A 24,382-nucleotide genomic window follows, 5' to 3' on the forward strand; every position below is an offset into this window, starting at 1 on the left:
CGCGCACCCGCCGCTGCGCGGCGACGGCACGCCGGCCGGGCTAGCGGCCCTCGCCGGCCCGCTCGTCGAGCCGCCGGATGAAGGACTCAGCGGCGGCCAGCTGCTTTCGCAGCCGGTCGCGGCGGGTCGCGGCCGAGGCACGGATGGTCGCCAGGTGCTCGACGAGCTCGGCCCGCCGGCCCGGCGCGGCCTCGCGGTCGAGCTCACCGAGGACCTCGAGGACCTCACTCATCTCGTCGAGGGTGTAGCCGAGGGGCTTCATCGTCTTGATGAGCTCGAGCGTGGCGACGTCGCCGTCGGTGTAGAGGCGGAAGCCGCCCTCGGTCCGGCCCGAAGGCGCGACGAGACCCACCTCGCCGTAGTAGCGGATGGTCCGCAGGGACAGCCCGGTCCGCTCGGCGACCTCACCGATCTGCATGCGACCCATCGCGGACGTCCTCTCCTGCGTTCGAGCCCCGACCCTATCGAGGCCGCGCGAGCCGGCGGACGCGTGGTGAGCGAGATCATGTGGGCCACACTCTGACGTTACGTTAGGGTTGCCCGCGGAGCATCGCATGTGGGGGCACTGACTAGCGCCCTGGCACCCGCCGCTCACCGACCTGGCCCGACGGCGCGCCACCCGACCCTGACCACCGGGCGTGCGCGCCTTCGACCACGGGAGACCTCGTGACCTCACCCTTCGCCGGCCTGCGCCGAGCCGACCGCAGCCCGATGGCACGCCGGATGGTCCGCACCCAGGACGTCACCTCCGTGCTCGGTGCCCTGCGTGACCCTCGGCGGCTGCGCACCGAGGTCCTCGCCGGCTTGGTCGTGGCGCTGGCGCTCATCCCGGAGGCCATCTCGTTCTCGATCATCGCCGGCGTGGATCCCCGCGTAGGCCTCTTCGCGTCCTTCACGATGGCCGTCTCGATCGCCTTCCTCGGTGGCCGTCCGGCCATGATCTCGGCGGCGACCGGCGCGGTCGCGCTCGTCATCGCACCCGTCATGCGCGAGTACGGGATGGACTACCTCATCGCCACCGTCATCCTCGCCGGTGTCATCCAGGTGCTCTTCGGGGTGCTCGGCGTCGCGCGGCTCATGCGGTTCATCCCGCGCAGCGTCATGGTCGGCTTCGTCAACGCGCTGGCCATCCTCATCTTCACCGCCCAGCTGCCCTACCTCACCGACGTGCCGTGGGCGGTGTACGTCATGGTCGCGGTGGGCATCGCCGTCATGGTCCTCCTGCCCCGGCTCACCACCGTGGTCCCCGCCCCGCTCGTGGCGATCGTCGTGCTCACCGCGGTGACGGTGGCCTTCGCCGTCAACGTCCCGAACGTCGGTGACCAGGGTGAGCTGCCCGACTCCCTGCCCTCGCTGTTCCTCCCGGACGTCCCGCTCACCCTCGAGACGCTGCAGATCATCGGGCCCTTCGCCGTGGCGATGGCCCTGGTCGGCCTGCTGGAGTCGCTCATGACCGCCAAGCTCGTCGACGACGTCACCGACACCCACTCCGACAAGACCCGCGAGGCCTGGGGCCAGGGCGCCGCGAACGTCATCACCGGCTTCTTCGGCGGCATGGGTGGCTGCGCGATGATCGGCCAGACGATGATCAACGTCAAGGCCTCCCGTGCCCGCACGCGGATCTCGACCTTCCTCGCCGGCCTCTTCCTGCTCATCCTCGTCGTCGGCTTCGGGGACGTCATCGCCCAGATCCCCATGGCGGCCCTCGTGGCGGTCATGGTCATGGTCTCGGTCGCCACCTTCGACTGGCACTCCGTGCAGCCCGCCACGCTGCGCCGCATGCCCAAGAGCGAGACGACCGTCATGCTCGCGACCGTCCTCGTCACGGTCGTGACCCACAACCTCGCCTACGGCGTCCTCACCGGCGTCGTCGTCGCGGCCGTCATGTTCGTCAACCGCGTCGCGCACTTCACCGAGGTCGTCGAGGTGGCCCACCCGGACGAGGACACCCGCGTGTACGCCGTCGTGGGTGAGCTGCTGTGGGCCTCGTCCAACGACCTCGTCTACCAGTTCGACTACACCGGCGACCCGAAGAACGTCGTCATCGACCTCTCCCGCTCCCACATCTGGGACGCCTCGACCGTCGCGACGCTCGACGCGATCACGACGAAGTACGCCGCCAAGGGCAAGAACGTCACCATCACCGGGCTCAACAACGCCAGCGCCGAGCGTCACGCGCGCCTTGCCGGGCACCTCGCCGGGGAGTCCTAGGACGCCGGCGACGCCCCCCGCCGTACGTCGACGACCGCGATGACGAGCGTGACGAGGAGCAGTCCCGCCGTCGTCGCGAACCCGGCGGTGACGGCGAGGGGCCACCCGCCGGTGTCGAGGACGGCAAAGGCGACCGCGGTGATGATCCCCAGCCCCATCGCGGTCCCGATGCGCTGGCCGGTCTGGAGCACGCCACCGGCGCTGCCCGCGTACTCGAGGGGCACCTCCCCCAGCGTGATCGTCTGGTTCGGGGTGATGACCAGACCCTGGGCGCCGCCGATGAAGGCGAGCGTGAGGAGCATCCACCACACGCTCGCCTGGCCGGCCTCGACGAGCTGGACGACGGCGATGCTCAGCCCCAGCCCGACGATCGCGCTGACGATCCCGCCGGCGACGATCCGACGGCCGTGGCGGGTCACCCGCCTGCCGGACCAGTTCGCGGTGAACGCGGACAGGACGGCGGCGGGCATGCCGATGAGCCCCGCCTCGAGGGCGCTGCGGCCCAGGCCGTCCTGGACGTACAGCGCGACGAGCACCCACACGCTCGTCACACCCATGAAGTACAGGCCGGCGATGAGAGTACCGGTGGTGAAGCTGCGGACCCGGAACAGTGCGAGGTCGACCATCGGCGCGTGGCCGCGGTCCCGGTAGCGCCGCTCCCACCACCCCCACAGGGCGAGGAGTGCCAGACCCAGGGGGAGGACGAGCCAGCCGCCCGGTCCGAGGGTGCGCTCGACGAAGGGCAGGAGCAGCGCGAGGACCGCGAGGCCGAGGAGGACGGCGCCCACCGGGTCGAGGTCGCGCACGACCGAGCGGGAGCCCGGCTGGCGCGGGTTGCGCAGCGGGCGAGGCAGCCAGCGCAGCGCGAGGACGATGGCGGCGACGCCGACGGGCACGTTGACGAGAAAGGTCCACCGCCAGCCCTGCGCCTCACCGGCGAGCTGGACGATGAGCCCGCCGATGACCGGGCCGATGGCGACCGACACCCCGATGGCGCTGCCGAGCGCGCCATAGGCCCGGCCCCGCTCGGGCCCGCGGAAGTACTGCTGGATCATCCCGACCGCCTGCGGGTTGAGCAGGCCCGAGCCCAGCCCCTGCACGACGCGGGCGATGTTGAGGCTGAGCGGGTCCGGCGCCAGCCCACCGGCGATGGAGGAGAGGGTGAAGAGGGCGACGCCCACGATGAACAGCGGCCCGCGCCCGAGGATGTCCCCCGCCCGGCCGGCGGCGACGAGGACGACGCCGAAGGTGAGGGCGTAGCCGGTGAGCACCCACTGGAGCTCGGAGTCCGAGGCCCCCAGTCCCCGCTGGATCGAGGGCAGGACGACGTTGATGATGCTCACGCCCACGAGGGACATGAAGATCGCGACGAGGAGCACCGAGAGGATGCGCCAGCGCCGCGGGTCCGGGGTGGTGCTGTCGTCCGCCGGGCTCAGGGTGGCCGCCTCTCGTTCGTTTGTGCTCACCGATGCTACGACCGCCACGGTCGAGTGGGATCATGGACCATCGTGACCACGCCTCTCTCCCGCTTCGGTGACCGCGCACGACGGTCGGCGTGGGCCGTGTGGCTGACCGGGGGCGGGGTCTACTTCCTCGCCCTCCTCCACCGCGCCTCGCTCGGCGTCGCCGGCCCGGACGCGGTTGACCGCCTCGGCATCACGGCCACCCAGCTCGGCTCCTTCGTCATGGTCCAGCTCGGCCTGTACGCCGCCATGCAGGTGCCCGCCGGCGTCGCGATCGACCGGTTCGGCCCGCGCCGGGTGCTGTTCGTCGCCACGCTCGTGCTCGGGACGGCGCAGCTGGGCTTCGCGTTCGCCACGAGCTACCCCCTCGCGCTCGCCGCCCGGGGGCTGCTCGGCATCGGGGACGCCGCCGTCTTCATCGCCGTCCTGCGACTGGCTGCCATGTGGTTCCCCCACCACCGGTACGCCGTCCTCACGATGCTCACCGGGCTCATCGGCATGGCCGGCAACCTCGCCGCCACCGTCCCGCTGGTCGCCGCACTCGGCTGGCTGGGCTGGACGCGCACCTTCGCCATCACCGCCGGCGCCTCGCTCGTCTACGCGCTCCTCCTGCTGCGGCCCGCGGTGGCGGCGCCCTACCGTGCCGTTCCCGCCACGAACGTCCCGACCGTGCCCCGGCGGGCGCTCGCGGAGGTCCGCGAGGCGTGGTCACGGCGCGAGACCCGGCTGGGCTTCTGGACCCACCAGGCCACGATGGCGCCCGGCGTCGTCATCTCGCTCGTGTGGGGCTACCCGTACCTCACCGCGGGGCTCGGGTACTCCGACGCCGCCGCCGCCTCCCAGCTGTCGATCTTCGTCCTCGGCACGCTCGCGATGAGCTTCGTCGTCGGGCCCCTCGCCGGACGGCGGCCGACCTGGCGCTCTCCCATGGCGATCGCCGTCGCGGTCCTCGGGATCGCCGCCGTCGCCCTGCTCGTCCTGTGGCCGGGTGGCCAGCCGCCCCACGCCGTCGTGACGGTTGCCTTCGTCATGCTCGCGGTCGGTGGCCCCGGCTCGCAGATCGGCTTCCACATCGCCCGCGACTACAACGCCCCGGTGCGGATCTCGACGGCCACCGGCCTGGTCAACGCGGGCGGCTTCGTCGGGGCGATGCTCGCGGCCATCGTCGTCGGGCGGGTGCTCGACCTGCGCTCGGGCGTCGCGGACCCCAGCCTGCTCGACTACCGCTGGGCGGTGGCCTCCATCGGTGTGATCGCCATCGTGTCCACGTTCTCACTCGTCCTCACGCTCCTCGGCGTGCGCGCCGACATCCTCGACCGGATGGCCCGCGGGGACCACGTCGTCGTTCCGCAGACCGAGCACTGGTGGGACCGCGCCTACCGGCGGGTCACCCGCCGTCCGCGCCCGTCCTCCTGAGCCGGCCCGCCCGCTGCGCGACGGCGCGGTACCCCACCCCGGCGGCGAGGACGACGGCGCCGCCCGCCACCGCCGTCGACGGCAGGGTCACGACGAGCGCGAGGCAGCCCACCACGCCGAGGACCTGGAGCGCCCGCGGGAACCGGCGCCACTCCCGCGGCTGGGTGAAGGCCGCCGCGTTCGCCACGGTGTAGTAGAGCAGCACCCCGAAGGACGAGAAGCCGATCGCCTCCCGCAGGTCGACGAGGAGCACGAGGACGGCGACGGCGATCGCGAGCACCACCTCCGCGCGGTGCGGGACCCGGAAGCGCGGGTGCACCGCGGCGAGCCACCGGGGCAGGTCGCCGTGGCGCGCCATGGCGAGGCTCGTGCGGCCGATGCCGGCGAGCAGGGCGAGGAGTGCGCCGAGGGCCGCGAGCGCCGCCGCGACCCGGACCAGCGGCGCGAGCCACGTCCCGGTGACGGCCTCTGCCACCGGGGCGGTGGACACCGCCAGGCGCTCGGGACCGAGGGCGAGCAGCAGCATGACGGCGACGAGCGCGTAGAGCACGAGCGCCAGGCCCAGCGCCGTGAGGACCGCGCGGGGGATCGTCCGCTGCGGGTCACGGACCTCCTCCCCGAGCGTCGCGACACGCGCGTAGCCGGCGAAGGCGAAGAAGAGCAGGCCGGCGGCCTGCAGGACGCCGGTCCAGGACAGGTCGGGCGGCACGAGCTGCTCCCCGCCGTCCGACGCGGCGGTCCCGATCCCCACGGCGAGCAGCAGCACCACGACGACGACGGCCACGATCGCGCGGGCGAGCGCAGCAGTGCGGGTGACGCCGGCGTAGTTGACGGCGGCAAGGGCGAGCACCGCGAACGCCGCCAGCGGCCTCTCCCACCCGGGCGGGGCGGCGTAGGTGGCGAAGGTGAGCGCCATGGCCGCGCAGCTCGCGGTCTTGCCGATGACGAAGGACCACCCGGCGAGGAAGCCGGCCCACGGGCCGAGCCGCTCCCGACCGTAGACGTAGGTTCCACCCGAGGTGGGGTACTGCGCGGCGAGCTGGGCCGACGCCGTCGCGTTGCAGGACGCGACGAGCGCGGCGATCGCGAGGCCGAGGAGGAGGCCGGCACCGGCCGCGGCGGCCGCGGGTGCGAAGGCCGCGAAGACACCGGCCCCGACCATCGAGGAGAGCCCGATGACGACGGCATCACCCGTGCCCAACCGTCGGGCGAGGTGTGCCTCACCGGCGCTGCTCATGCCGTCGTCCTCCAGCCGGGGCGCGGGGTGCGGCCCTGGCGGCACACGGTACGTCCGCCGGGTGTCCGGGCGGTGAACGGGCGCCGGCCGGGTCAGGCGGTCCCGACGTCGCGGCGGCGCAGCCCGAGCATGCCGACGAGCAGGAGCAAGACGCCCAGCCCGGCCATGACGACCAGCGGGGCGACCGCGAGGTCCGCGTCGGGCACCGCCGGGGTGTGGGCGAGCGGTGAGAGGTCGCTGGCCCAGTCCGGCAGGCCGAGGAGCCCCCCGAGGAAGGCGACGATCGCCGCCCACACCACCACCGCCCACGCCAGCGAGGCCAGCTGGGGCCGCACGCCGTACAGCGCCACGGCGAGGCCCCCGACGAGCAGGATCGCGGGCAGGTGGACGAGCGCGGCGAGCGTGAGCTCACCGACCCAGCCGGCCTCGCCGGTGACCATCGCGACGCCGGCTCCCACGCCGAGGCCGACGAGCACCTGGACGAGGATGGTCGCGACGAGCACGACGGCGACCCACCGGACGAGCACGGCGGTGCGCGAGCTGCCCGAGACGAGCAGTCCCTCGAGCCGGCCCGCCCGCTCCTCCCCCCGCAGCTGCAGCACGCCGGAGACGACGAGGGCGGCGGGTCCGACCGCGAGGAAGCCGAGCATCACCGCGGCGAAGGAGCGGGTGAGGTCGCTGAGGTCGAGATCGATCCACTCCCCCACCGCCGGGATGTCGGCGACCATGCCCTCGAGGGAGTTCGCGAGCGTCCCGAACGCGAGGGCGAAGAGGAACAGGGCGACGGCCCAGCCGATGAAGGTGCCGGACACGAGGCGCCGGACGAGCCCGGTGGGCGCGAGCAGCGACCGGGACGCCGCCGGCGGACCGGGGCGGGCGGGCCGCAGCCCGGCACCGAGGTCCCGCTGCCGGGCGAGGGAGACCGCCAGCCCGAGGAGCAGGACGGTCACGAGCGCCGACACCGCCAGCGGCCACCAGCGCAGGTCGACGTACAGGCGGGTCTGCTGCGCCCACGCGAAGGGCGAGAGCCATGACAGCCAGGAGCCCTCGGCCTCGATGACGTCGCCGAGCCCGCGGACGAGGAACGCGACGGCCACCGCGCCCAGCGCCATGCCCGAGGCCGCGCGGGCGTGCTCGGTGAGCTGCGCCGCGACCGCGGCGACCGCGCCGAAGACGAGGCCGGTCAGGGCGGTCGCCACGCCGAGGGCCAGTGAGTCCGTCGCGGCCATCCCGGTCCCCACGAGCGCGCCCGTGACGGCGGCCCCGACGGCGAGGTTGGCGACGGTGACGGTGAGCACGGCGGCGAGCGCCGGGGCGAAACGGCCCACGGGGAGCGAGCGCAGCATCTCCAGGCGGCCGGACTCCTCCTCGCCGCGGGTGTGACGCACGACGAGGAGCACGCTCATGATCGCGGCGGGGAGGAACACCCACAGGGAGAGCTCGTTGGCGAGCATGGCGCCGAAGGTGTAGTTGTCCAGCGCGAAGGCGGGCCCGGTCATCATGACGGCGGCCGGGCTGTCCATGAGGGCGGCTCGCGCCTGCAGAGCCTGCGCGTCGGGGTAGGTGTCCTCGAGGGTGGCCACCGAGGCGGCGACGAGGGCGGCGAAGGCGAGCGTCCACACGAGGATCTGCCGGCGGGAGACCCGCAGGAAGAGGCGCAGCAGCCGGCCCGTGCCGGTGAGGGGCTCACCGCCGTCGGTCACCGTGCGGGCGGCGGCAGACCGGGCGGTGCTCGTCGTCGTCATCGCGCGGCCCTCCGCCCCGCGCTCTCGGGCGCCGGCTCGTCGCCGTAGTGGCGCAGGAACAGGTCCTCGAGCGACGGCGGGGTGATGGTGAGGTTGTGCACCCCGAGCTCCGCGAGCACGGGGAGCAGCTGCGGGACGGCGGTGTCGTCGACGTCGAAGCGGAGACGGCCGTCCTCGACGGCGAGGTCGTGGACCCCCGGTGCCTGCCTGACGCGGGCGACGTCCGCCGTCGTCGTGCCGGTGACGGTGGAGCGGGTGAGGTGGCGGAGCTCGGCCAGGGTGCCGCTCTCGACGTCGCGGCCCGCGCGGATGATCGTCACGGTGTCGCAGAGCTTCTCAACCTCGGCGAGGATGTGGCTGGAGAGCAGCACGGTGCGCCCCCGGTCCCGCAGGCGGCGGACCTCCTCGGTGAAGACGGCCTCCATGAGGGGGTCCAGGCCGGAGGTCGGCTCGTCGAGCAGGTAGAGCTCGGCGTCGCGGGACAGTGCCGCGACGAGGGCGACCTTCTGGCGGTTGCCCTTGGAGTAGGTCCGGGTCCGCTTGGTGGGGTCGAGCTCGAAGCGCTCGAGCAGCTCGGCGCGCCGACGGCGGTGCGCGGTACCCGTCTCGTGGCGGGTGAGGACGTCGATCGCCTCGCCACCGGTGAGGCCCGGCCAGAGGCTCGTGTCGCCCGGGACGTAGGCGAGGCGCCGGTGGACGGCGACGGCGTCGCTCCACGGGTCCCGGCCGAGGACCTGCGCGCTGCCCGAGTCGGCTCGGAGCATGCCGAGCAGGACGCGGATGGTCGTCGACTTGCCCGACCCGTTGGGCCCGAGGAAGCCGGTGACCTGACCCGCCGGGACGTGAAGTGAGAAGCCGTCGAGGGCACGGGTGGGACCGAAGGTCTTGACGAGGTCCCGCGCGAGGATGGCGGTGTCCGACATCGTGTCTCCTGTCAGCGTTCGGATGTGTGGCCGGTGCGGCTCTCGACGTACGAGTCGAGCAGGGACCGGTCGGTGAGCAGGGGCTCGGTGTAGACCTCGAGGAGCGGGCCGACGATGCGCTCGGAGTAGGCGCGCAACCAGCCGGGCAGCTCGTCGAGGTCGAGGTGCTCCTGCTGGGCGGGCAGCTGGAGGAGCAGAGCGCCGAGCGCCTGCTCGGTGAGGACCCGCGCACGGGCCTCGGGATACCTGCTGGGCCGCACGACGCCGGCCGCCTCCCCCTGCCGGAGGTACTCGACGGCGTCCCGGACGAAGCCGTCGACGAGCTGGGTGGCCAGGGGGCCGCCCGCCTGCAGCCGCCGCAGCACGTACCCGACGACCGGCGCATACCCCTCGACCTGCGCCAGCTGCGTGAGCATCGCCCCCGCGCCGCCACCACCGAGCACGGGGGCCTTGTTCTCGCGGGTCACTGCCAGGACGTGGGCGTCGCAGGCCTCCCGCAGTCCGTCGCGCGAGCCGAAGTGGTGGATGATCAGTCCCGCGCTGACGCCGGCGTCGGCCGCCACGGCGCGCAAGGGCGCCGCCATGCCGTCCGCGGCGAAGCGGCGGACGGCTGCCAGGAGGATCCGGGCGCGGGCGGTGAGCTCGTCGCCAGTGGCTGAACTCATGTTCAACATAATAAACGCTTGTTCAACGCGGGTCGAGGGGCTGGCTTCCGGAGCCCTCCACCTAGAGTGGGACGGTGCCTGCAACCATCAAGGACCCGATCGTCTGGATCGACTGCGAGATGACCGGGCTGGACCTCAGCCGTGACGCGCTCATCGAGGTCGCCGTCGTCGTCACCGACTCCGAGCTGCGGCCGGTGGACGCGGGGATCGACCTCGTCATCGCGCCGCCCCCCGGGGCCGTGGAGCAGATGGGGGACGTCGTGCGCGAGATGCACACGACCTCCGGGCTCCTCGAGGAGCTCGACGCCGGGCTCACCATGGCCGACGCGCAGGAGCAGGTCCTCGCCTACGTCCGCCGCTGGGTGCCCGAGCCGCGCAAGGCCCCGCTGGCGGGCAACTCGGTCGGGACCGACCGGACCTTCCTCGAGCGGGACATGCCCGCGCTCGTCGAGCACCTCCACTACCGGATCATCGACGTGTCCTCGGTCAAGGAGCTGGCCCGCCGCTGGTACCCGCGTGCCTACTTCCACTCCCCGCAGAAGCACGGCGGGCACCGGGCGCTGGCCGACATCCTCGAGAGCATCGACGAGCTGCGGTACTACCGCGCCGCGCTGTGGCCCGGGGACGACGGGCCGGACACGCCCACCGTCAAGGCCGTCGCCGAATCCGTCACCTCCAGTCCGACCGCGGCCGAGATCGAGCGCCTCGCCGCGAGGGCCGCCGCCAGGGCCGGCGGTGAGACACGCGTCACCGGCTCCTGAGCCGCACGGATTCCACACCGCGGGGGTCCACCGGCTACAGTGGGTGACTGCTGCGCCTCACTGGGGCGCGCATGGTGGGTGTAGCTCAGCTGGTAGAGCGCCGCGTTGTGGTCGCGGATGTCGCGGGTTCAAGTCCCGTCACTCACCCCGACAGCGAGGCCCGGACCGACTGGTCCGGGCCTCGCTCGTTCCCCGCCTCCGATCGCCCGAGCCGCCCCGCCTCTCGCGGTCCGCGCTGCAGCAGCGGATCCGCGCGGTCGAGATGTCGGCCGCGCGGTCCGGTATCAGCAGCGAGGTCCACGGGACCCCGATCCCGCCCGAGCCCCACCCCGTGGATGCCTCGCCCGTAGGATCGCGGGGTGGACAACGAGCCCCGCGCGGCACGCGCCCTCCTGAGCACCCGACAGCTCGTCGTGCTCGACCTCGACGGACCTCTCACCCGGCTCCTGCCCGGCGAGGAGTACGTCCGCGTCACGGCCGGCGCCCTCGAGCTCGCCCTCTCGCTGGGGCTCGAGCCCGACGACGAGCTCGCCACCCAGACCGACCACGTCCAGCTCCTGCGCCGCGTCGCCGAGCTGAACCCGCAGGCCGGGCGCACCGTCGAGCAGTGGTGCACGGAGCGTGAGGTCGCGGCGGCGGCCACCGCTCCGCTCGCCCCCGGCGCCGAGGCCTTCGTCGCCGCGTGCCTCGGCCGGGGCGCCGCGGTCGCCGTCGTCACGAACAACGCCCCGGCCGCGGCAACCGCCGTCCTCTCCCGTGGCGGGGCGGCCCTCGCGGAGCTGCCCGTGCACGGTCGCGACCCCGAGCGGCCGGACCGGCTCAAGCCCTCCCCGCACGCCCTGCTGGCCGCGGCGGGGGCCGCGGTGGTGGCGCCCGCGGACGCCGTCATGGTCGGCGACTCGCCCAGCGACGTCCACGCGGCGACGGCGGCCGGGATGGCCTGCATCGGTCTGTCCCCCGAGCCGGAGCGGCGCGCCGAGCTGCTCGCCGCGGGAGCGGCCGCCGCGGCGCCGAGTCTCGTCGATCTCGGACCCGGCCCCGTCTAGAGTGGCGATGTCGCCCGACCGGTGAAGGAAGGACCCGCCTGATGTCCCAGCTCGAGGAGCGCGCCGACCCCCTGGCCGCGCAGCCGCCCGCCGCCGTCGGGCGCGAGGTCGAGACCGTCCTGCCGACCCGGCACGGTGCCTTCCGGATGCTGGGCTTCCGCGACGTCACCGGCACCGAGCACGTCGCCCTCGTCATGGGCCTGACCGACCCCGACCCACTCGCCGCACCCCTCGTCCGGGTCCACTCCGAGTGCCTCACCGGTGACGCCTTCGGCTCCTGGCGCTGCGACTGCGGGGAGCAGCTGGACGCCGCCCTGGCCGCGGTGGCCGCCGAGGGCGAGGGCGCCGTCGTCTACGTCCGCGGGCACGAGGGCCGCGGCATCGGCCTGCTCGAGAAGCTGCGCGCCTACGCCCTGCAGGACCTCGGTGCCGACACCGTGGACGCGAACCTCGCCCTCGGGCACAGCGCCGACGCCCGCAGCTACGACCAGTCCGCCGCCATCCTCCACGACCTCGGGGTGCGCCGGATCCGGCTCCTGTCGTCCAACCCGGCGAAGGAGGAGGCCCTCACCGCGCTGGGCGTCGACGTCGTCGAGCGTGTCAGCCTCATCGTCCCGGCCCACCCGGAGAACGAGGCCTACCTCGCGACCAAGCGCGAGCGCATGCGGCACGACCGGCCGCGTGCGGAGGACGCCTGGCACGCGCTGCTGAGCGGGGCGGTCCCGGTGGTCGGGCCGGAGGACGCGGCCCACGAGCTGGTGGACCGTTACGGCCCCCTCGTCGCGCTGGGCTCCCACGCCGTCGTCGCGCAGCTCGGCCAGAGCCTGGACGGCTTCATCGCCTCGCGGACCGGTGACGCGGAGTTCGTCACCGGCGCGGAGGACCGCGAGCACCTGCACCGGCTGCGGGCCCTCGTCGACGCCGTCGTCGTCGGGGTCGGGACGGTCACCGCGGACGACTGCCGCCTCACGGTGCGCGCCGTCCCCGGCCACCACCCCGTGCGCGTCGTCCTCGACCCGCGGGGGCGCACCCCCCTCGGCTCGCACGTGCTCACCGACGGTGCGGCGCCCACCCTGTGGCTCGTCGGGCCCGGTGCCGTCGTGCCCGGGGACCTTCGCAGCCACGTCCACGTCGTGCGCCTGGACGACGACGGCCCGGCCGACCCGGCCCGCGTGCTCCAGCTGCTCCGCGAGCGCGGCCTGGGACGGGTGCTCGTCGAGGGCGGCGGCCGCGCGGTCTCCGCCTTCCTCGACGCCGGTGTGCTCGACCGCCTGTTCCTCACGACGGCGCCGGTGCTCATCGGCGACGGCGTCCCCGGGGTCCGCTTCACCGGCTCCGACCTCCTCGCCGACGCCGTGCGCGCCCGCACGCGCCGCTTCGTCCTCGGTGAGGACGTGTGCACCGAGCTGGACCTGCGGGCACCGCGCTCAGCCGAGCCCCAGCCCGCGCCGTAGGTCCGCCGCGGTGTCGGCCCACGTGCGCAGCTGCGCCCGGCGCGCGAGGGCGCCCGCGCGCCACGCGGCACGCTGCTCGGTGTCCGTGAGCCAGCGGCGCAGCGCCTGCGCCCACGCGCGGTGGTCGGTGGGCGGTGCCGCGGTCCCGGGCGCGTCGCCGGGGAGCGGGCCGGGCCGACCGGTGAGCGCCTCGACGGCACCGGTGCCCGTGGCCACGACCCCGGGCACCCCGCGGGCCAGTGCCTCGGTGACGACGAGCCCGTAGGTCTCCACGAGCGAGGGCACGAGCAGCAGGTCGGTGCGCCCCCACAGCGCCTCGAGCGCGACTCCGGTGACGACGCCGGGCAGCGTCACCCGGCTCCCCAGGCCCGCCGCGGCGAGCGCGCCGATGAGCTCCTCGGCGACGGCGGGCTGGGCGGTGCGCGGTCCGGCGAAGGTCACCTGCCACGGCAGGTCGCGCACAGCGTCCAGCGCCGGGACGAGGACGGCGTGGTTCTTCACGCGGGTGAGCGCGCCGAGGACGAGCAGGTGCGGCGGGCTGCTGCCGGCAGCGACGGGGCCACGCTCGGCGCCGGGCTCCGCGACGAGGACGCGGTCGCGCCCGTAGCGGCGGGTGAGGTCACCGGCCGCCCAGCGGCTCGTCGTGACGACGTCCGAGGCGGCGCGGACGGCACGGGACTCGAGGGCGGCGAGCCGGTCCGCCTCCTCCGGCGGCAGGCCGGTCTCCGCGGGCAGCGGCAGGTGGACGAGCAGGACCACCCGCGCACCGGCGGCGACGGCGGTGGCCACCTCCTCGGGACAGGCGCTGCCCACGAGGCCGTCGACGACGACCGTTCCGGTCGTGCCCAGCGCCCGGCGCAGCCCGGCGCGCTCCCCGGGCCCGGGCCGCGGCCAGGGTCCCGGCAGGGCGAGCACCTCCACCGGCCCGTGTTCGGCCTGCCAAGCACGGGCCAGCCGCGCGTCGTAGACGTCCCCGCCGCTCGGTCCGGCCCCGCGGGCCGGGACGACGAGCCGCAGCGCCGTCACCGGCTAGCTCCGGGCGAGCTCGAGACGGTAGGTCGCCCACGCGTCGGGATGCTCGCGCAGCGTGACCTCGAGGGCGGTGTACGGCGTCATGTCCAGGCCCTCGGCGAGGCGGTGGGCGACGTGCCGGGCGACCACCTCGGTGGTCGTGACGACCCCGGCGAAGACCTCGAGGTCGTCGAGGTTGCGGTAGCGCAGCTCGCCGGTCACCTCGCCGAGCCGCTCGGTCGCCGCGCCGATGTCGATGACCACCCCGTGCTCGTCGAGCTCGGGGCGGAACCACGTGGCCTCGACGACGTACGTGACGCCGTGCAGCCCCTGGGCGGGGCCGAAGAACGGGTCGGGCAGGCTGTGGGCGACCATCATGTGGTCGCGGACCGTCACGCTGAACACTCAGCTCTCCTCGGGGTAGTGGATGACGTGGCACAGGGCAGGAAGGCGGCCGGAGGCGATGTCGGCCATCGTCTCGGGCAGGTCGGCGAAGTCGCTGGCACCGGTGAGGAGGGCGTCGAAGCGCGGGTCGCGCAGCGCGTCCAGGGCCACGCCCAGCCGGTCGGTGGTGGTGCGGCGGGCCCGGCGGGCGGCGCTGACCGCGCCGACCTGGCTGGCGCGCAGGGTCAGCCGCCGCGCGTGGAACGCCTCCCCCAGCGGGGCCTTCGGCGCGTCGGTGCCGTACCAGGACAGCTCGACGACCTCCGCCTCCTCACCGGCCAGCCGCAGGGCGGTGGCGAGACCGGCCTCGGTCGCCGAGCAGTGCAGGACGATGTCGCAGTCCCCGGCGGCGTCCTCCGGCCCCACGAGGTGCAGGCCGAGGCGCCCGGCGAGCTCCTCCCGGCGCGGGTCGACGTCGACCACCTGGAGCCGACCCAGGGGGAAGCCGGTGAGGAGGGCGGCGACGGACGCGCCGATCATCCCGAGCCCGACGACGGCGACCCTGTCCCCCAGGCGTGGGGCGGCGTCCCACAGGGCGTTGACGGCCGTCTCCACGGCCCCCGCGAGCAGGGCACGCTCGGTCGGCACGTCGTCGGGAACGGGGACGACGGCGGTGGTGGGCACGACGTAGCGGGTCTGGTGGGGGTGGAGGCAGAACACCCGCCGGCCGAAGAGCTCGTCGGGGCCGACCTCGACGACGCCGACGGAGAGGTAGCCGTACTTGACCGGGCCGGGCAGGTCGCCCTCCTGGAAGGGGGCGCGCATGAGCGGGCGGACGGACTCGGGCACGGCGTGGTGGTGGACGAGCGTCTCGGTGCCCCGGCTGATCGCCGAGGACAGGGTCCGGACGAGGACGTCACCGGGGGTGGGCGGGTCGAGGGGGGCCAGCCGGATCTCTCCCCGCCCGGGCCCGACCGTCCAGTACGCCTCTGCCATCACGTGCCCATCCTGCCCACTGGGCGCCGGTCCGCGCGAAACGGCACGCAGCGCCGACCGGTCCGGCAGCGCCTATGCTCTCGCTGACCAGCGGCACGGGAGGCACGTGCCCACGTGAACGGAAGTGAGATCCCATGGCCGGTGGCCTTGCAGCCCTCCTCGACGACATCGCCGCCCTCGCCAGGATCGCCGCGGCCTCGGTCGACGACATCGGGGCCGCAGCGGGTCGCGCCAGCGCCAAGGCCGCGGGGGTCGTCATCGACGACACCGCGGTGACCCCGCGCTACGTCCACGGCTTCACCGCGAACCGCGAGCTGCCGATGATCCGGAAGATCGCGACCGGCTCGCTGCGCAACAAGCTCCTCTTCATCCTCCCGGCGATCCTGCTCCTCAGCCAGTTCCTCCCCTGGTTGCTCACCCCGATCCTCATGGTGGGCGGCCTGTACCTCAGCTACGAGGGCGCGGAGAAGCTCTACGAGTACGTCACCGGGCACCACAAGGAGAAGAAGACGGCGACGCCGGCGGCAGCCAAGGGGGCGGACCACGAGAAGACGATGGTGAGCGGCGCGATCCGCACCGACTTCATCCTCTCCGCCGAGATCATGGTCATCGCGCTCAACGAGGTCGCCGACGAGCCACTCCTCAACCGGGCGATCATCCTCGTCGTCGTGGCCCTGGGCATCACCGCGCTCGTCTACGGGGTCGTCGCGCTCATCGTCAAGATGGACGACATCGGGCTGAGCCTGGCGAAGCGGGACTCCGCCTCCTCGCAGAAGGTGGGCCGGCTCCTCGTCAAGGCGATGCCCAAGGTGCTCGCGGTCCTCTCCGTCGTCGGGGTCGTCGCGATGCTGTGGGTCGGTGGCCACATCCTCCTCGTCGGTGTCGACGACCTCGGCTGGCACGCGCCGTACGACCTCGTCCACCACCTCGAGGAGGCCGTGGCCGGCGGGCTCGGTGCGCTGAGCGGCTTCGTCACCTGGCTCATCAACACGCTGTCCTCGGCGGTCGTCGGGCTCGTCGTGGGTGCCGTCGTCGTCGCCGTCATGCATGTCGTCCCTCGCAGGAAGAAGGACGCCGCGGCCCACTGAGGCCAGGACCAGCCCAGCTCTCGGCGCCATGGCCCGGTCGCCGGGAGCTGGGCTGTCGCCGGACGGGTGTCAGGGGCGGCCGAGGTAGCCGTCCGGCGTGACCGGCAGCGCCCGCTTGTGACCGGTGCGTCGGTACCAGCCGACGATGGTCGCCTCGTCCTCGGCAGAGACCTCGCGGCCCTCGAGGTAGTCGTCGACGGCGTCGTAGCGCACGCCGAGCGCCTCCTCGTCGGCCAGCAGCGGCTTGTCGGACTCGAGGTCGGCGGTGGGGATCTTGTTGACGAGGTCGTCCGGCGTGCCGAGGTGGCGCCCGATGTCCCGCACGCGGCGCTTGGGCAGCCCGAACAGCGGGGTGAGGTCCGCGGCGCCGTCGCCGTGCTTGGTGAAGAAGCCGACGCACGCCTCGGCCGCCTGGTCGGTCCCGACGACGAGCATCCCCCGCGCGCCGGCGATCGCGTACTGGCTGACCATCCGCATCCGCGCCTTGACGTTGCCCTTGTGGTAGTCGTCCTTGGCGTCGGTGACCGGCGTGCGCGAGGCGAGGACCTGGTCCCACAGCGCGTCGGCGGCCGGCCCGATGTCGATGGTCTCGACCAAGTCGGCGTCGATGAACTCGATCGCGGCCACGGCGTCGTGCTCGTCCTTCTGCACGCGGTAGGGCAGGCGCACGGCGACGAACTGGGCCTCCCCGCCGGCCTCGCGCACCCGCTCGCAGGCGAGCTGGCACAGGCGCCCGGCGACCGTCGAGTCGACACCGCCGCTGATACCCAGGACGAGGCCCTTCGCCCCGGTGTCCTGGAGGTAGCGGGTGAGGAACTCGATCCGGCGTTCCGCCTCGGCGGCGGCGTCGAAGGTGTCGGGGTCGATGACCTCGAGCGCGGCGATGATGTCCGACTGCAGCTGAGTGTCCATTCCCGTGAATCTACTGGCGCAATGTTTCGTCGTCATTCCGTAGGCGCGGCGACGCTCCCGCCGGGAGGGTGGCTGCCGCTGCGGGGAGGTGCTGTCCCCTCTAGCGTGGGCGGATGAGCTCACGCCCGTCCTCGCCGCTCGACCTGTCCCTGCCCGAGGGCCACGGCCGACGGGTCCTCGTCACCGGTGCCAGCGGGTACGTGGGCGGGCGTCTGGTGCCCGAGCTCGTCGCTGCCGGCTTCACCGTGCGCGCCGGGGCACGGGACCCGCGCAAGCTCGAGGACCGCCCCTGGGCCGCCGACGTCGAGCTCGTCGCCGCGGACCTCGAGGACGCCGAGCAGGTGCGCGCGGCGATGACCGACGTCCACACGGTGCTCTACCTCGTGCACTCGATGGGTGGCGGCGGGGACTTCGTCGAGCGGGAGTCACGGATCGCGCGGACGGTGGCCGAGGCGGCCGCGGCTCAGGGCGTGCAGCAGATCGTCTACCTCGGTGGCCTGCACCCCGACAAGGAGCTCGACGAGCTGTCCGACCACATGCGCTCCCGCGAGCAGGTGGGCCGCATCCTGCTCCAGTCCACCGTCCCGACGATGGTCCTGCGGGCGGGGGTCGTCATCGGCTCGGGCTCGGCGTCCTTCGAGATGATCCGTCACCTCACCGAGCGGTTGCCCGTCATGCCCGGGCCGCGCTGGCTGGACAACCTCGTCGAGCCGATCGCGATCCGCGACGTCCTGTACTACCTCGCCCACGCGTGCGCGCTGGACGAGCCCGTCAACCACACCTACGACATCGGCTCGGGGCGTCCCCAGCCGTTCAAGGAGCTGCTCTCCGGCTACGCCCGGGTGGCCGGCCTGCGCCCCCGCCGGATCTGGGCCCTGCCGATCCCCGCGCCCAGGCTGTCGGGCTTCTGGATCGGGATGACGACGCCGATCCCCCGCGGGCTGGCGATGCCGCTGGCCGCGTCGATGGCCGAGGACGCCGTCGCCGGGGACCACGACGTCGCCACCGTCATCCCCGACCCTCCCGGCGGGCTCACCGCGTACCCCGACGCCTGCCGGTTGGCGATCGAGCGGCAGGTCTCCGGACGGGTGACGGCCAGCTGGGACGACGACGTCACCTCCTCCGCCGGTCCCGCCGACCCGCTGCCCTCGGACCCCCAGTGGGCCGGCCACACCGTGTACACCGATGTCCGTGAACGCGACGGCAGGGCGGCCCCGGAGTCGGTGTGGCGGGTGGTCCAGGGCATCGGCGGCGAGAACGGCTGGTACTCCCCGGCGTTCCTGTGGCGGCTGCGCGGGTTCCTCGACAAGCTCGTCGGCGGTCCCGGCATGGCCCGGGGGCGGCGCCACCCGCACCGGCTGCAGGTCGGGGACCACGTGGACTTCTGGCGGGTGGAGTCGGTGGAGCCCGGGCAGCGCCTCACGCTGCGCGCCGAGATGCGAGCCTCGGGCCGGGCGTGGCTCGAGCTGTCCGTCGACGCCCTCCCGGGCGGCGGTGCCCGCTACCGCCAGCGCGCGATCTTCTTCCCCCGCGGCATCCCCGGCCGGCTGTACTGGCTCGCGGTGCTGCCTTTCCACGCGCTGATCTTCCCGACGATGGCGCGCAACATCCTCCACGAGGCCGAGCGGCACCCGGTGACCGGGAGCCCGTCCTGACCCCGGGGTGTCAGCGGTAGAAGCCCTCGCGCAGGGTGATGCCGTGCTCGACCCATGCCTTCATCGCGCCGAGCATGCTCGTCCACCCCTCGCAGTTGTCGAAGGCCCGACGCGCGCCGTCCGGGGTCGCCTGCCACGAGGACTCCGTGATGGTGACGAGGGTGCGGGAGTCGTCGTCGAGCGGCTCGAACTCGAAGACGACCGTCGTCGTGCCCCGCGTACTCGTCGTCGCCTCCCCGTCCCACTCGATGACGATCCGCCGCGGCCTGTCGGCCTCGAGGACGCGCACGGGGAAGGCGCCGGGGAAGTCTTGGAAGTTCCAGATGACCTCGGCGCCGGACTCGAGACGACCCTGCGCGCCCCCGGTCGTGAAGTACCTCGAGAGCCGCTCGGGGTCCGCGACCGCCTCGTACACCTCGGCGCACGGCCGCGAGACGCGGCCCGACACGGTGAAGCTCAGCTCGTCCAGCCGCTCAGATGCGTTCATGTGATATTTTTACAACATGTCATCTCGCGAGGTCAATGGCTCCGACCAGGACGACCTCGTGTTCAAGGCCCTCGCCTCCCCCGTCCGCCGCCGGATCCTCGACCTCCTGAGGTCGGCCCCCCGGACGACCGGCGAGCTGGCTGCCCAGGTCCCCGAGCTCGATCGCACGACCGTCCTCCAGCACCTGCGGGTCCTCGAGCGCGCCGAGCTGGTCACCGGGCGCAAGGTCGGGCGCGAGCGCCACCTCTCCCTCGCCCCTGTGCCGATCAAGCGCATCCACGACCGCTGGATCGGCGAGTACGCCCGTGCCGCCGTCGAGCTCCTCGAGGACCTCGACCGGGACTGACCTGCACCCGCCCCCGCCGTGTCGAACAATGGCGTGATGCCTCTGCTCACCGTCGGCCACGGCTCGCTCGAGCGCGCCGGGCTGGCCTCGCTTCTCACCGGCCGGCGGGTCGCCGCCGTCGTCGACATCCGCCGGTTCCCGGGCAGCCGCCGCAATCCCGACGTCGCACGGGACGCGTTGGCCGAGTGGCTGCCTTTGGCGGGGGTCGCCTACCGCTGGGAGCCGCGCCTGGGCGGACGCCGTCACCTGCGTAAGGCCGAGGACGCCGCCTCCCCGGACACGTGGTGGCAGGTGGACGCCTTCCGTGCCTACGCCGGCCACACCCGCACCGAGGAGTTCACCGCCGCGCTCGCCGAGGTGGCCGAGGACGCTCGTGGGGACGCCCGCGTCGCCGTCATGTGCTCGGAGGCGGTGTGGTGGCGGTGCCACCGCCGCCTCGTCGCCGACGTCGCCACCCTCCTCCTCGACCTCCCGGTGCACCACCTCATGCACGGCGGCGAGGTGCGGGTCCACGAGCCGTCCGACGGCGCGAGGGTGCGCGACGGCGTCGTCGTGTGGGACGCCGCCCCATCCGGCGCACACGACACCTGATCAAGAACGCATGATGCGCCAGCACTGGCACCCGGGTGAGTCAGCGCCCGTCGTCGGCGGGCGCGACGTTCCCTCTCGTCCGTCGGTGCGCGGTCATCCTCCCCACCACGTGCCGGGAGTCCGCGAGCGACCGAGCGTCCCGTCGGCCGAGGTGAGCCTGTGCTCCAGCGGCCGAGCCCGCGTCGCTGGAGCGCGCCGGTCACCAGAAGGCGCGGGAGGCGATGGCGTCGGCGAAGCCGTCGAGGGCACCGTCGACAGCACCGAGGTAGAGGGAGGCGTCGACGAGGGAGACCTCCATGACGCAGGGCTCACCGTTGTCACCCTCGACCATGTCGATGCGGCTGAACAGGAGCTGGGCGTCGCGGCCCATCCGGGACTTGATGTAGCCGTGGATCGCGGAGCGGGCCCGCTCCCCCACCCGGAGCTCGGCCTCGGTGGCGTACCGGGAGACGGCAACCTCGTCGCCCGTCTCGTCGGCGGCGGCCTGCTCGCCGAGGAGCATGGGCTCCTTCTCCACGACGTGGGAGAGCACGCCGTTGAGGTAGATCAGCGCCGTCTCGCCGCGCTCGTCCACCGACTCGACGTACCGCTGCACCATGACGGCGCGGCCGTCCTGCAGGAGCCGGTAGGCGTGCTGGATCGCGTGCATGCGCGACGTCGCGTCCCGCGCGGTGTACCTGCCGGTGTCCCTGGACCCGGAGGACACCGCCGGCTTGACGACGAAGTCACCCAGCGACGGGAAGCGGGTGTGCACCTGGTGCTTGGACAGGTTCCTCTCCGGCTCCAGCCACACGGTGTCGATCGTGGGCATGCCACGCCGGCCGAGCTCCTGGAGGTAGTGCTTGTCGGTGTTCCACTCGACGGTGTCCGCGCTGTTGAGGAGCTTGCGGATGCTCTTGGTCCACGCGAGGAAGTCCTGCCGACGTGTCGCATAGTTGTGGACGGAACGCAGGACGACGATGCCCGCCTCGGACCAGTCCACGGACTCGTCGTCCCACGCGGCGACGCGCGGGTCGATGCCCCGTTCGGCCAAGGCGTCGGGCAGCCCCTCCTCACCCGGGTCCAGCTCAGGGTGGTCCAGGCAGGTCGCGAGAGTGACACGAGGCTTCGACACGGGCTCAACCTATCCGAAACCCCGGTATGTCGCGGCTTGCTCGGAAGGGCCGGTGATCCTCATCACGAGGGGCTCTCCGGGCTGGGCAGCGCCCGACGCCGGTGGTAACGTTTAGGACTGCCGCAAGGGCACCAGCAAGCGCCATTAGCTCAATTGGCAGAGCAACTGACTCTTAATCAGTGGGTTCTAGGTTCAAGTCCTAGATGGCGCACCAGCCGAAGGCCGTCTCCCCCGGGAGGCGGCCTTCGTCGTTGTCACTCCCGGGCGCGGCCCACCACTAGGCTCGCCTTCGTGTCGACCCTGACGGATGCGTGGGAGCGCAGGCTCAATCTTCCGCTGACCGTGAGCACTGTGCTGTTCCTCGTCGCCTACGCCTGGCCCATTCTCGAGCCCGACTTAGGGCCCGCCTGGCGACAAGCGTGCTCGCTCACTGTGTGGACCACCTGGGCGCTGCTCGGCGTGGACTTCGTCGTTCGACTGTGGCTGGCCACTGACCGGTGGCAGTTTCTGCGTCGCAACCCTCTCGACCTCGCGACTCTTCTACTGCCGCTCCTGCGTCCGCTGCGACTTCTACGTCTGGTGACACTGCTGACCGCCCTCAATCGGTATGCCGGGTCCTCCCTTCGCGGCAAGGTCGGTGTCTACCTCGTCGGCTCCGTCTCGCTGCTGTGCTTCGTCGCGGCACTGGCGGTACTCGACGCTGAGCGCGGGGGCGAAGGACCGATCCAGACCTTCGGCGACGCCCTGTGGTGGTCAGCGACGACGGTCACCACGGTCGGCTACGGCGACATGTTCCCGATCACCGCAACCGGTCGTCTCGTCGCGGTCGCCCTCATGGTTGGTGGCATCGCAACGGTTGGTGTCGTCACCGCCTCTCTGGCGTCGTGGCTCATCGATGCGATCCGCGAGGAACGGGAACAGACCTCGCCACAGGTTCCCTGACCACCGGCGATTCGAGCGCCTCCGCGTTCCTGACTACCCGAGTACGAGCACCTGACCGTTCTCCGGGAAGTCCGGCAGCGCCGTCGGGCGGCGCTTACCGGTACTCCACCGCGCGTCGCACTCACCGTCGGCAGCGAGCCCCCGCCAGCGCATGGGCACACCCGCCGCCGCGGTCGGCCGGGCCCGGTCCGTGACCTGGACGTGCAGGTGCGGCTCGGAGGTGTTGCCGGTGTTGCCCACCTCCGCGAGCCGCTGCCCTGCCGCAACCCGCTCCCCCTCGGCGACCGTGACCGAGCCCCGACGCAGGTGCGCGTACGTGGCGTAGGCGCCGTCGTCGTGGCGGACGACGACGTGGTTGCCGAGGATGCGTCCCACACCGGCGAGGTCACGGAGGAAGCCCTCGGCCGTCATCATCCACACGAGCAGGGGCCAGGTGTCACGGGCGCCGTGGTCGCGCTGGGAGTCGTGGGCCCGGACGACCACGCCGGCGGCCATCGCGAGCACCGGCTCCCCGAAGGACGGGTAGGTCTGCGGGCGACGCGCCCGCAGGCCCCAGCCGACCGACGTCGGGGCGTCGTGTGCGGGCTGGAGGACGTCGACGGCGTAGGCCTGGCCGTAGGCCTTGACACCGTGGCTCGGCACGGCCGTCCCGGGGCCGTTGACGACGACCCACCGCCCCCGCAGCGGAGGGTCGAGCTCGACCGGGTCGAGCGTCGTCGCCGGTGGCCGGACGAGGGAGAGGAGGAAGGCGACGACCGCGACGACGAGCCCCCACGGTCGTGGTACCGGCAGGAGCACGGCGGCGAGGACGGCGAGGACGAACAGCCGCGTCCACCACGTCTGCCAGCGGGCGACGGCCCGCCTCATCGCCGCGCTCCCAGGACGACGGCGAGCAGGGGCACGACCCGCGCGACGGGCACCTCGTACCGGCCCCCGCCGACAGCACGCAGCCAGCCCGCCGCTGTGAGCTGGCGCAGGTGGTGGTAGACCTGCCCGCTCGTGCCGACGCCGTCGGTGTCGACGAGCTCCGCGACGGTGGCGGCGCCGCCGAGAACCCGCTGGAGCAGGCGCAGGCGGACCGGGTGGCCGAGGGCGACGAGCACGTCCGCCTCCTCCGTCCAGTCGGCGCCGAGGAGGTCGTCGGTGACCGCACCGAGCTGCCACTGGGCGCGCCGCCCGTCCGGTAGCCGGACGTGGCCGACGAGGAGCACGGCGCCGGGGTCCTCCACCCGCGCCTGAAGGCCCCCGAGCGCCCACAGCGGGTTGTCGGTGGTCACGTCGTCGGGCACGGCGGCGAGCCGTGACTCGAGCACGGCGACGCGCTCCTCGAGCGCGGTGAGGCGGTCTGCTGACATGCCTCCACGCTATTACGAAGTTCCGTACTCACATAGTGGCGCGCGGGTCGGGCCGTGCGATGCTGGGACCGACCGCCCACGACCGACGGAGGACCTCGTGCCCCAGCTCTCCCCCGGCGAGACCGCCCCGGACTTCACCCTGCCGACCGCCGACGGCTTCACGGTGAGCCTCGCGGAGCTGCGTGCCACGGCCGACAAGGGCGTCGTCGTCTACTTCTACCCCGCCGCGTCCACGCCCGGTTGCACCACCCAGGCCTGCGACTTCCGCGACAGCCTCGCCGCCCTCCAGGGCCATGGCTACGCCGTCGTCGGCGTCTCGCCCGACGGCACCGACAAGCTCGCCCGCTTCGCCGAGGCCGAGTCCCTCACCTTCCCGCTCGCCTCCGACACCGACCACGAGGTCATCGAGGCCTGGGGAGCGTGGGGCGAGAAGAAGAACTACGGGCGCACGTACACCGGCCTCATCCGCTCGACCGTCGTCGTCGACCCGGCCGGCACGGTGACGCTGGCGAAGTACAACGTCAAGGCGACCGGCCACGTCGCCCGGCTGCGCAAGGACCTGGGCGTCGACTGACACCGT

General features: G+C 73.3%; 25 protein-coding genes and 2 tRNA genes. 13 read left to right on the top strand and 14 right to left on the bottom strand.

Going from position 1 to position 24,382, the window contains the following annotated elements:
* Window positions 1-40: 40 nt before the first annotated feature.
* Window positions 41-418, bottom strand: coding sequence for a helix-turn-helix domain-containing protein (locus GD632_RS12045; protein ID WP_152192522.1), 378 nt, complete (start codon window positions 416-418; stop codon window positions 41-43).
* 293 nt (window positions 419-711) lie between these two features.
* Between GD632_RS12045 and GD632_RS12050 the strand changes: the two genes are divergently transcribed.
* Entirely contained in the window at window positions 712-2,211 is a 1,500-nt protein-coding gene (locus GD632_RS12050) for a SulP family inorganic anion transporter (RefSeq protein WP_152192523.1), read from the top strand.
* Here the strand turns inward: GD632_RS12050 and GD632_RS12055 are convergent.
* Window positions 2,208-3,677: an MFS transporter gene (locus tag GD632_RS12055; protein WP_226924837.1), complete on the bottom strand. Its 1,470-nt coding sequence runs from the start codon at window positions 3,675-3,677 to the stop codon at window positions 2,208-2,210. The two genes, GD632_RS12050 and GD632_RS12055, sit on opposite strands and share 4 nt — an antisense overlap.
* A gap of 42 nt (window positions 3,678-3,719) precedes the next feature.
* On the opposite strand from GD632_RS12055, the gene GD632_RS12060 reads away from it, so the two are divergent.
* Window positions 3,720-5,090 (top strand): MFS transporter, encoded by a 1,371-nt coding sequence (locus GD632_RS12060; protein WP_193311465.1) that lies wholly within the window; start codon window positions 3,720-3,722, stop codon window positions 5,088-5,090.
* On the opposite strand, the gene GD632_RS12065 is transcribed toward GD632_RS12060, so the two are convergent.
* From GD632_RS12065 to GD632_RS12080, 4 genes are all read right to left on the bottom strand, one after another.
* Complete coding sequence (locus tag GD632_RS12065; RefSeq protein ID WP_152192459.1) at window positions 5,062-6,327, bottom strand: APC family permease; 1,266 nt, start codon at window positions 6,325-6,327, stop codon at window positions 5,062-5,064. The two genes, GD632_RS12060 and GD632_RS12065, sit on opposite strands and share 29 nt — an antisense overlap.
* A gap of 92 nt (window positions 6,328-6,419) precedes the next feature.
* Entirely contained in the window at window positions 6,420-8,072 is a 1,653-nt protein-coding gene (locus GD632_RS12070) for an ABC transporter permease (RefSeq protein WP_226924838.1), read from the bottom strand.
* Window positions 8,069-8,995 carry an ABC transporter ATP-binding protein gene (locus tag GD632_RS12075; protein ID WP_152192460.1) on the bottom strand — a complete coding sequence of 309 codons (927 nt, stop codon included), beginning with the start codon at window positions 8,993-8,995 and terminating at the stop codon, window positions 8,069-8,071. Before GD632_RS12075 ends, GD632_RS12070 begins: the two co-directional genes overlap by 4 nt.
* Window positions 8,996-9,006: 11 nt before the next feature.
* Window positions 9,007-9,660, bottom strand: coding sequence for a TetR/AcrR family transcriptional regulator (locus GD632_RS12080; protein WP_226924839.1), 654 nt, complete (start codon window positions 9,658-9,660; stop codon window positions 9,007-9,009).
* A 74-nt stretch (window positions 9,661-9,734) separates the two neighbouring features.
* Here GD632_RS12080 and orn point away from each other — a divergent pair, with 74 nt between their 5' ends.
* The 4 genes from orn to ribA all read left to right on the top strand — a co-directional run bounded on the left by orn (window position 9,735) and on the right by ribA (window position 12,921).
* Window positions 9,735-10,421: an oligoribonuclease gene (gene orn, locus GD632_RS12085; protein WP_226924840.1), complete on the top strand. Its 687-nt coding sequence runs from the start codon at window positions 9,735-9,737 to the stop codon at window positions 10,419-10,421.
* Between the two features lie 74 nt (window positions 10,422-10,495).
* A tRNA-His gene (locus GD632_RS12090) sits at window positions 10,496-10,568 on the top strand.
* Window positions 10,569-10,780: 212 nt separating this feature from the next.
* Window positions 10,781-11,467: an HAD family hydrolase gene (locus GD632_RS12095; protein ID WP_152192462.1), complete on the top strand. Its 687-nt coding sequence runs from the start codon at window positions 10,781-10,783 to the stop codon at window positions 11,465-11,467.
* Between the two features lie 41 nt (window positions 11,468-11,508).
* Entirely contained in the window at window positions 11,509-12,921 is a 1,413-nt protein-coding gene (gene ribA / locus GD632_RS12100; RefSeq protein ID WP_152192463.1) for a GTP cyclohydrolase II, read from the top strand.
* Here the strand turns inward: ribA and GD632_RS12105 are convergent.
* Genes GD632_RS12105 through GD632_RS12115 form a run of 3 tightly spaced genes read right to left on the bottom strand, consistent with a single transcriptional unit; the run spans window position 12,895 to window position 15,312 of the window.
* Entirely contained in the window at window positions 12,895-13,947 is a 1,053-nt protein-coding gene (locus tag GD632_RS12105) for a glycosyltransferase family 4 protein (protein ID WP_152192464.1), read from the bottom strand. The genes ribA and GD632_RS12105 overlap by 27 nt on opposite strands.
* 3 nt (window positions 13,948-13,950) lie before the next feature.
* Window positions 13,951-14,337: a 6-pyruvoyl trahydropterin synthase family protein gene (locus GD632_RS12110; RefSeq protein WP_152192465.1), complete on the bottom strand. Its 387-nt coding sequence runs from the start codon at window positions 14,335-14,337 to the stop codon at window positions 13,951-13,953.
* Window positions 14,338-15,312: a zinc-dependent alcohol dehydrogenase gene (locus tag GD632_RS12115; protein WP_152192528.1), complete on the bottom strand. Its 975-nt coding sequence runs from the start codon at window positions 15,310-15,312 to the stop codon at window positions 14,338-14,340.
* 134 nt (window positions 15,313-15,446) lie between these two features.
* On the opposite strand from GD632_RS12115, the gene GD632_RS12120 reads away from it, so the two are divergent.
* A complete protein-coding gene (locus GD632_RS12120; protein WP_152192466.1) occupies window positions 15,447-16,400 on the top strand; it encodes a DUF808 domain-containing protein in 954 nt (317 codons plus the stop codon).
* 69 nt (window positions 16,401-16,469) lie between these two features.
* On the opposite strand, the gene nadE is transcribed toward GD632_RS12120, so the two are convergent.
* Window positions 16,470-17,312 (bottom strand): ammonia-dependent NAD(+) synthetase, encoded by an 843-nt coding sequence (gene nadE, locus GD632_RS12125; protein WP_152192467.1) that lies wholly within the window; start codon window positions 17,310-17,312, stop codon window positions 16,470-16,472.
* Between the two features lie 113 nt (window positions 17,313-17,425).
* Between nadE and GD632_RS12130 the strand changes: the two genes are divergently transcribed.
* Window positions 17,426-18,967, top strand: a complete 1,542-nt coding sequence (locus GD632_RS12130; RefSeq protein WP_152192468.1) for an SDR family oxidoreductase — start codon at window positions 17,426-17,428, stop codon at window positions 18,965-18,967.
* Window positions 18,968-18,977: 10 nt separating this feature from the next.
* On the opposite strand, the gene GD632_RS12135 is transcribed toward GD632_RS12130, so the two are convergent.
* A complete protein-coding gene (locus tag GD632_RS12135) occupies window positions 18,978-19,454 on the bottom strand; it encodes an SRPBCC domain-containing protein (protein WP_152192469.1) in 477 nt (158 codons plus the stop codon).
* 16 nt (window positions 19,455-19,470) lie between these two features.
* On the opposite strand from GD632_RS12135, the gene GD632_RS12140 reads away from it, so the two are divergent.
* Both GD632_RS12140 and GD632_RS12145 read left to right on the top strand, forming a co-directional pair.
* Complete coding sequence (locus tag GD632_RS12140; protein WP_152192470.1) at window positions 19,471-19,800, top strand: ArsR/SmtB family transcription factor; 330 nt, start codon at window positions 19,471-19,473, stop codon at window positions 19,798-19,800.
* Window positions 19,801-19,836: 36 nt separating this feature from the next.
* A complete protein-coding gene (locus GD632_RS12145; protein ID WP_152192471.1) occupies window positions 19,837-20,391 on the top strand; it encodes a DUF488 domain-containing protein in 555 nt (184 codons plus the stop codon).
* A gap of 199 nt (window positions 20,392-20,590) precedes the next feature.
* Here the strand turns inward: GD632_RS12145 and GD632_RS12150 are convergent, their stop codons facing one another.
* Window positions 20,591-21,505: an ATP-grasp domain-containing protein gene (locus GD632_RS12150; RefSeq protein WP_152192472.1), complete on the bottom strand. Its 915-nt coding sequence runs from the start codon at window positions 21,503-21,505 to the stop codon at window positions 20,591-20,593.
* Window positions 21,506-21,643: 138 nt separating this feature from the next.
* On the opposite strand from GD632_RS12150, the gene GD632_RS12155 reads away from it, so the two are divergent.
* Window positions 21,644-21,719 (top strand) — tRNA-Lys (locus GD632_RS12155).
* A gap of 77 nt (window positions 21,720-21,796) precedes the next feature.
* A complete protein-coding gene (locus GD632_RS12160) occupies window positions 21,797-22,447 on the top strand; it encodes a potassium channel family protein (protein ID WP_193311466.1) in 651 nt (216 codons plus the stop codon).
* Between the two features lie 33 nt (window positions 22,448-22,480).
* On the opposite strand, the gene GD632_RS12165 is transcribed toward GD632_RS12160, so the two are convergent.
* Window positions 22,481-23,314: a M23 family metallopeptidase gene (locus tag GD632_RS12165; protein WP_152192473.1), complete on the bottom strand. Its 834-nt coding sequence runs from the start codon at window positions 23,312-23,314 to the stop codon at window positions 22,481-22,483.
* Window positions 23,311-23,802: an ArsR/SmtB family transcription factor gene (locus GD632_RS12170; RefSeq protein WP_152192474.1), complete on the bottom strand. Its 492-nt coding sequence runs from the start codon at window positions 23,800-23,802 to the stop codon at window positions 23,311-23,313. Before GD632_RS12170 ends, GD632_RS12165 begins: the two co-directional genes overlap by 4 nt.
* 97 nt (window positions 23,803-23,899) lie before the next feature.
* Here GD632_RS12170 and bcp point away from each other — a divergent pair, with 97 nt between their 5' ends.
* Window positions 23,900-24,376, top strand: a complete 477-nt coding sequence (bcp, locus tag GD632_RS12175; RefSeq protein ID WP_152192475.1) for a thioredoxin-dependent thiol peroxidase — start codon at window positions 23,900-23,902, stop codon at window positions 24,374-24,376.
* Window positions 24,377-24,382: the final 6 nt, after the last annotated feature.

The organism is Georgenia satyanarayanai (assembly GCF_009193135.1).
Lineage (GTDB): Bacteria > Actinomycetota > Actinomycetes > Actinomycetales > Actinomycetaceae > Oceanitalea > Oceanitalea satyanarayanai.

Bases quoted from the DNA above. Each gene is read 5' to 3' on its own strand.
- GD632_RS12045 (WP_152192522.1), bottom strand. From the start codon at position 418: ATGCAGATCGGTGAGGTCGCCGAGCGGACCGGGCTGTCCCTGCGGACC.
- GD632_RS12050 (WP_152192523.1), top strand. From the start codon at position 712: ATGGCACGCCGGATGGTCCGCACCCAGGACGTCACCTCCGTGCTCGGT.
- GD632_RS12065 (WP_152192459.1), bottom strand. From the start codon at position 6,327: ATGAGCAGCGCCGGTGAGGCACACCTCGCCCGACGGTTGGGCACGGGT.
- GD632_RS12070 (WP_226924838.1), bottom strand. From the start codon at position 8,072: ATGACGACGACGAGCACCGCCCGGTCTGCCGCCGCCCGCACGGTGACC.
- GD632_RS12075 (WP_152192460.1), bottom strand. From the start codon at position 8,995: ATGTCGGACACCGCCATCCTCGCGCGGGACCTCGTCAAGACCTTCGGT.
- GD632_RS12080 (WP_226924839.1), bottom strand. From the start codon at position 9,660: ATGAGTTCAGCCACTGGCGACGAGCTCACCGCCCGCGCCCGGATCCTC.
- ribA (WP_152192463.1), top strand. From the start codon at position 11,509: ATGTCCCAGCTCGAGGAGCGCGCCGACCCCCTGGCCGCGCAGCCGCCC.
- GD632_RS12115 (WP_152192528.1), bottom strand. From the start codon at position 15,312: ATGGCAGAGGCGTACTGGACGGTCGGGCCCGGGCGGGGAGAGATCCGG.
- GD632_RS12120 (WP_152192466.1), top strand. From the start codon at position 15,447: ATGGCCGGTGGCCTTGCAGCCCTCCTCGACGACATCGCCGCCCTCGCC.
- nadE (WP_152192467.1), bottom strand. From the start codon at position 17,312: ATGGACACTCAGCTGCAGTCGGACATCATCGCCGCGCTCGAGGTCATC.
- GD632_RS12130 (WP_152192468.1), top strand. From the start codon at position 17,426: ATGAGCTCACGCCCGTCCTCGCCGCTCGACCTGTCCCTGCCCGAGGGC.
- GD632_RS12135 (WP_152192469.1), bottom strand. From the start codon at position 19,454: ATGAACGCATCTGAGCGGCTGGACGAGCTGAGCTTCACCGTGTCGGGC.
- GD632_RS12140 (WP_152192470.1), top strand. From the start codon at position 19,471: ATGTCATCTCGCGAGGTCAATGGCTCCGACCAGGACGACCTCGTGTTC.
- GD632_RS12145 (WP_152192471.1), top strand. From the start codon at position 19,837: ATGCCTCTGCTCACCGTCGGCCACGGCTCGCTCGAGCGCGCCGGGCTG.
- GD632_RS12165 (WP_152192473.1), bottom strand. From the start codon at position 23,314: ATGAGGCGGGCCGTCGCCCGCTGGCAGACGTGGTGGACGCGGCTGTTC.
- GD632_RS12170 (WP_152192474.1), bottom strand. From the start codon at position 23,802: ATGTCAGCAGACCGCCTCACCGCGCTCGAGGAGCGCGTCGCCGTGCTC.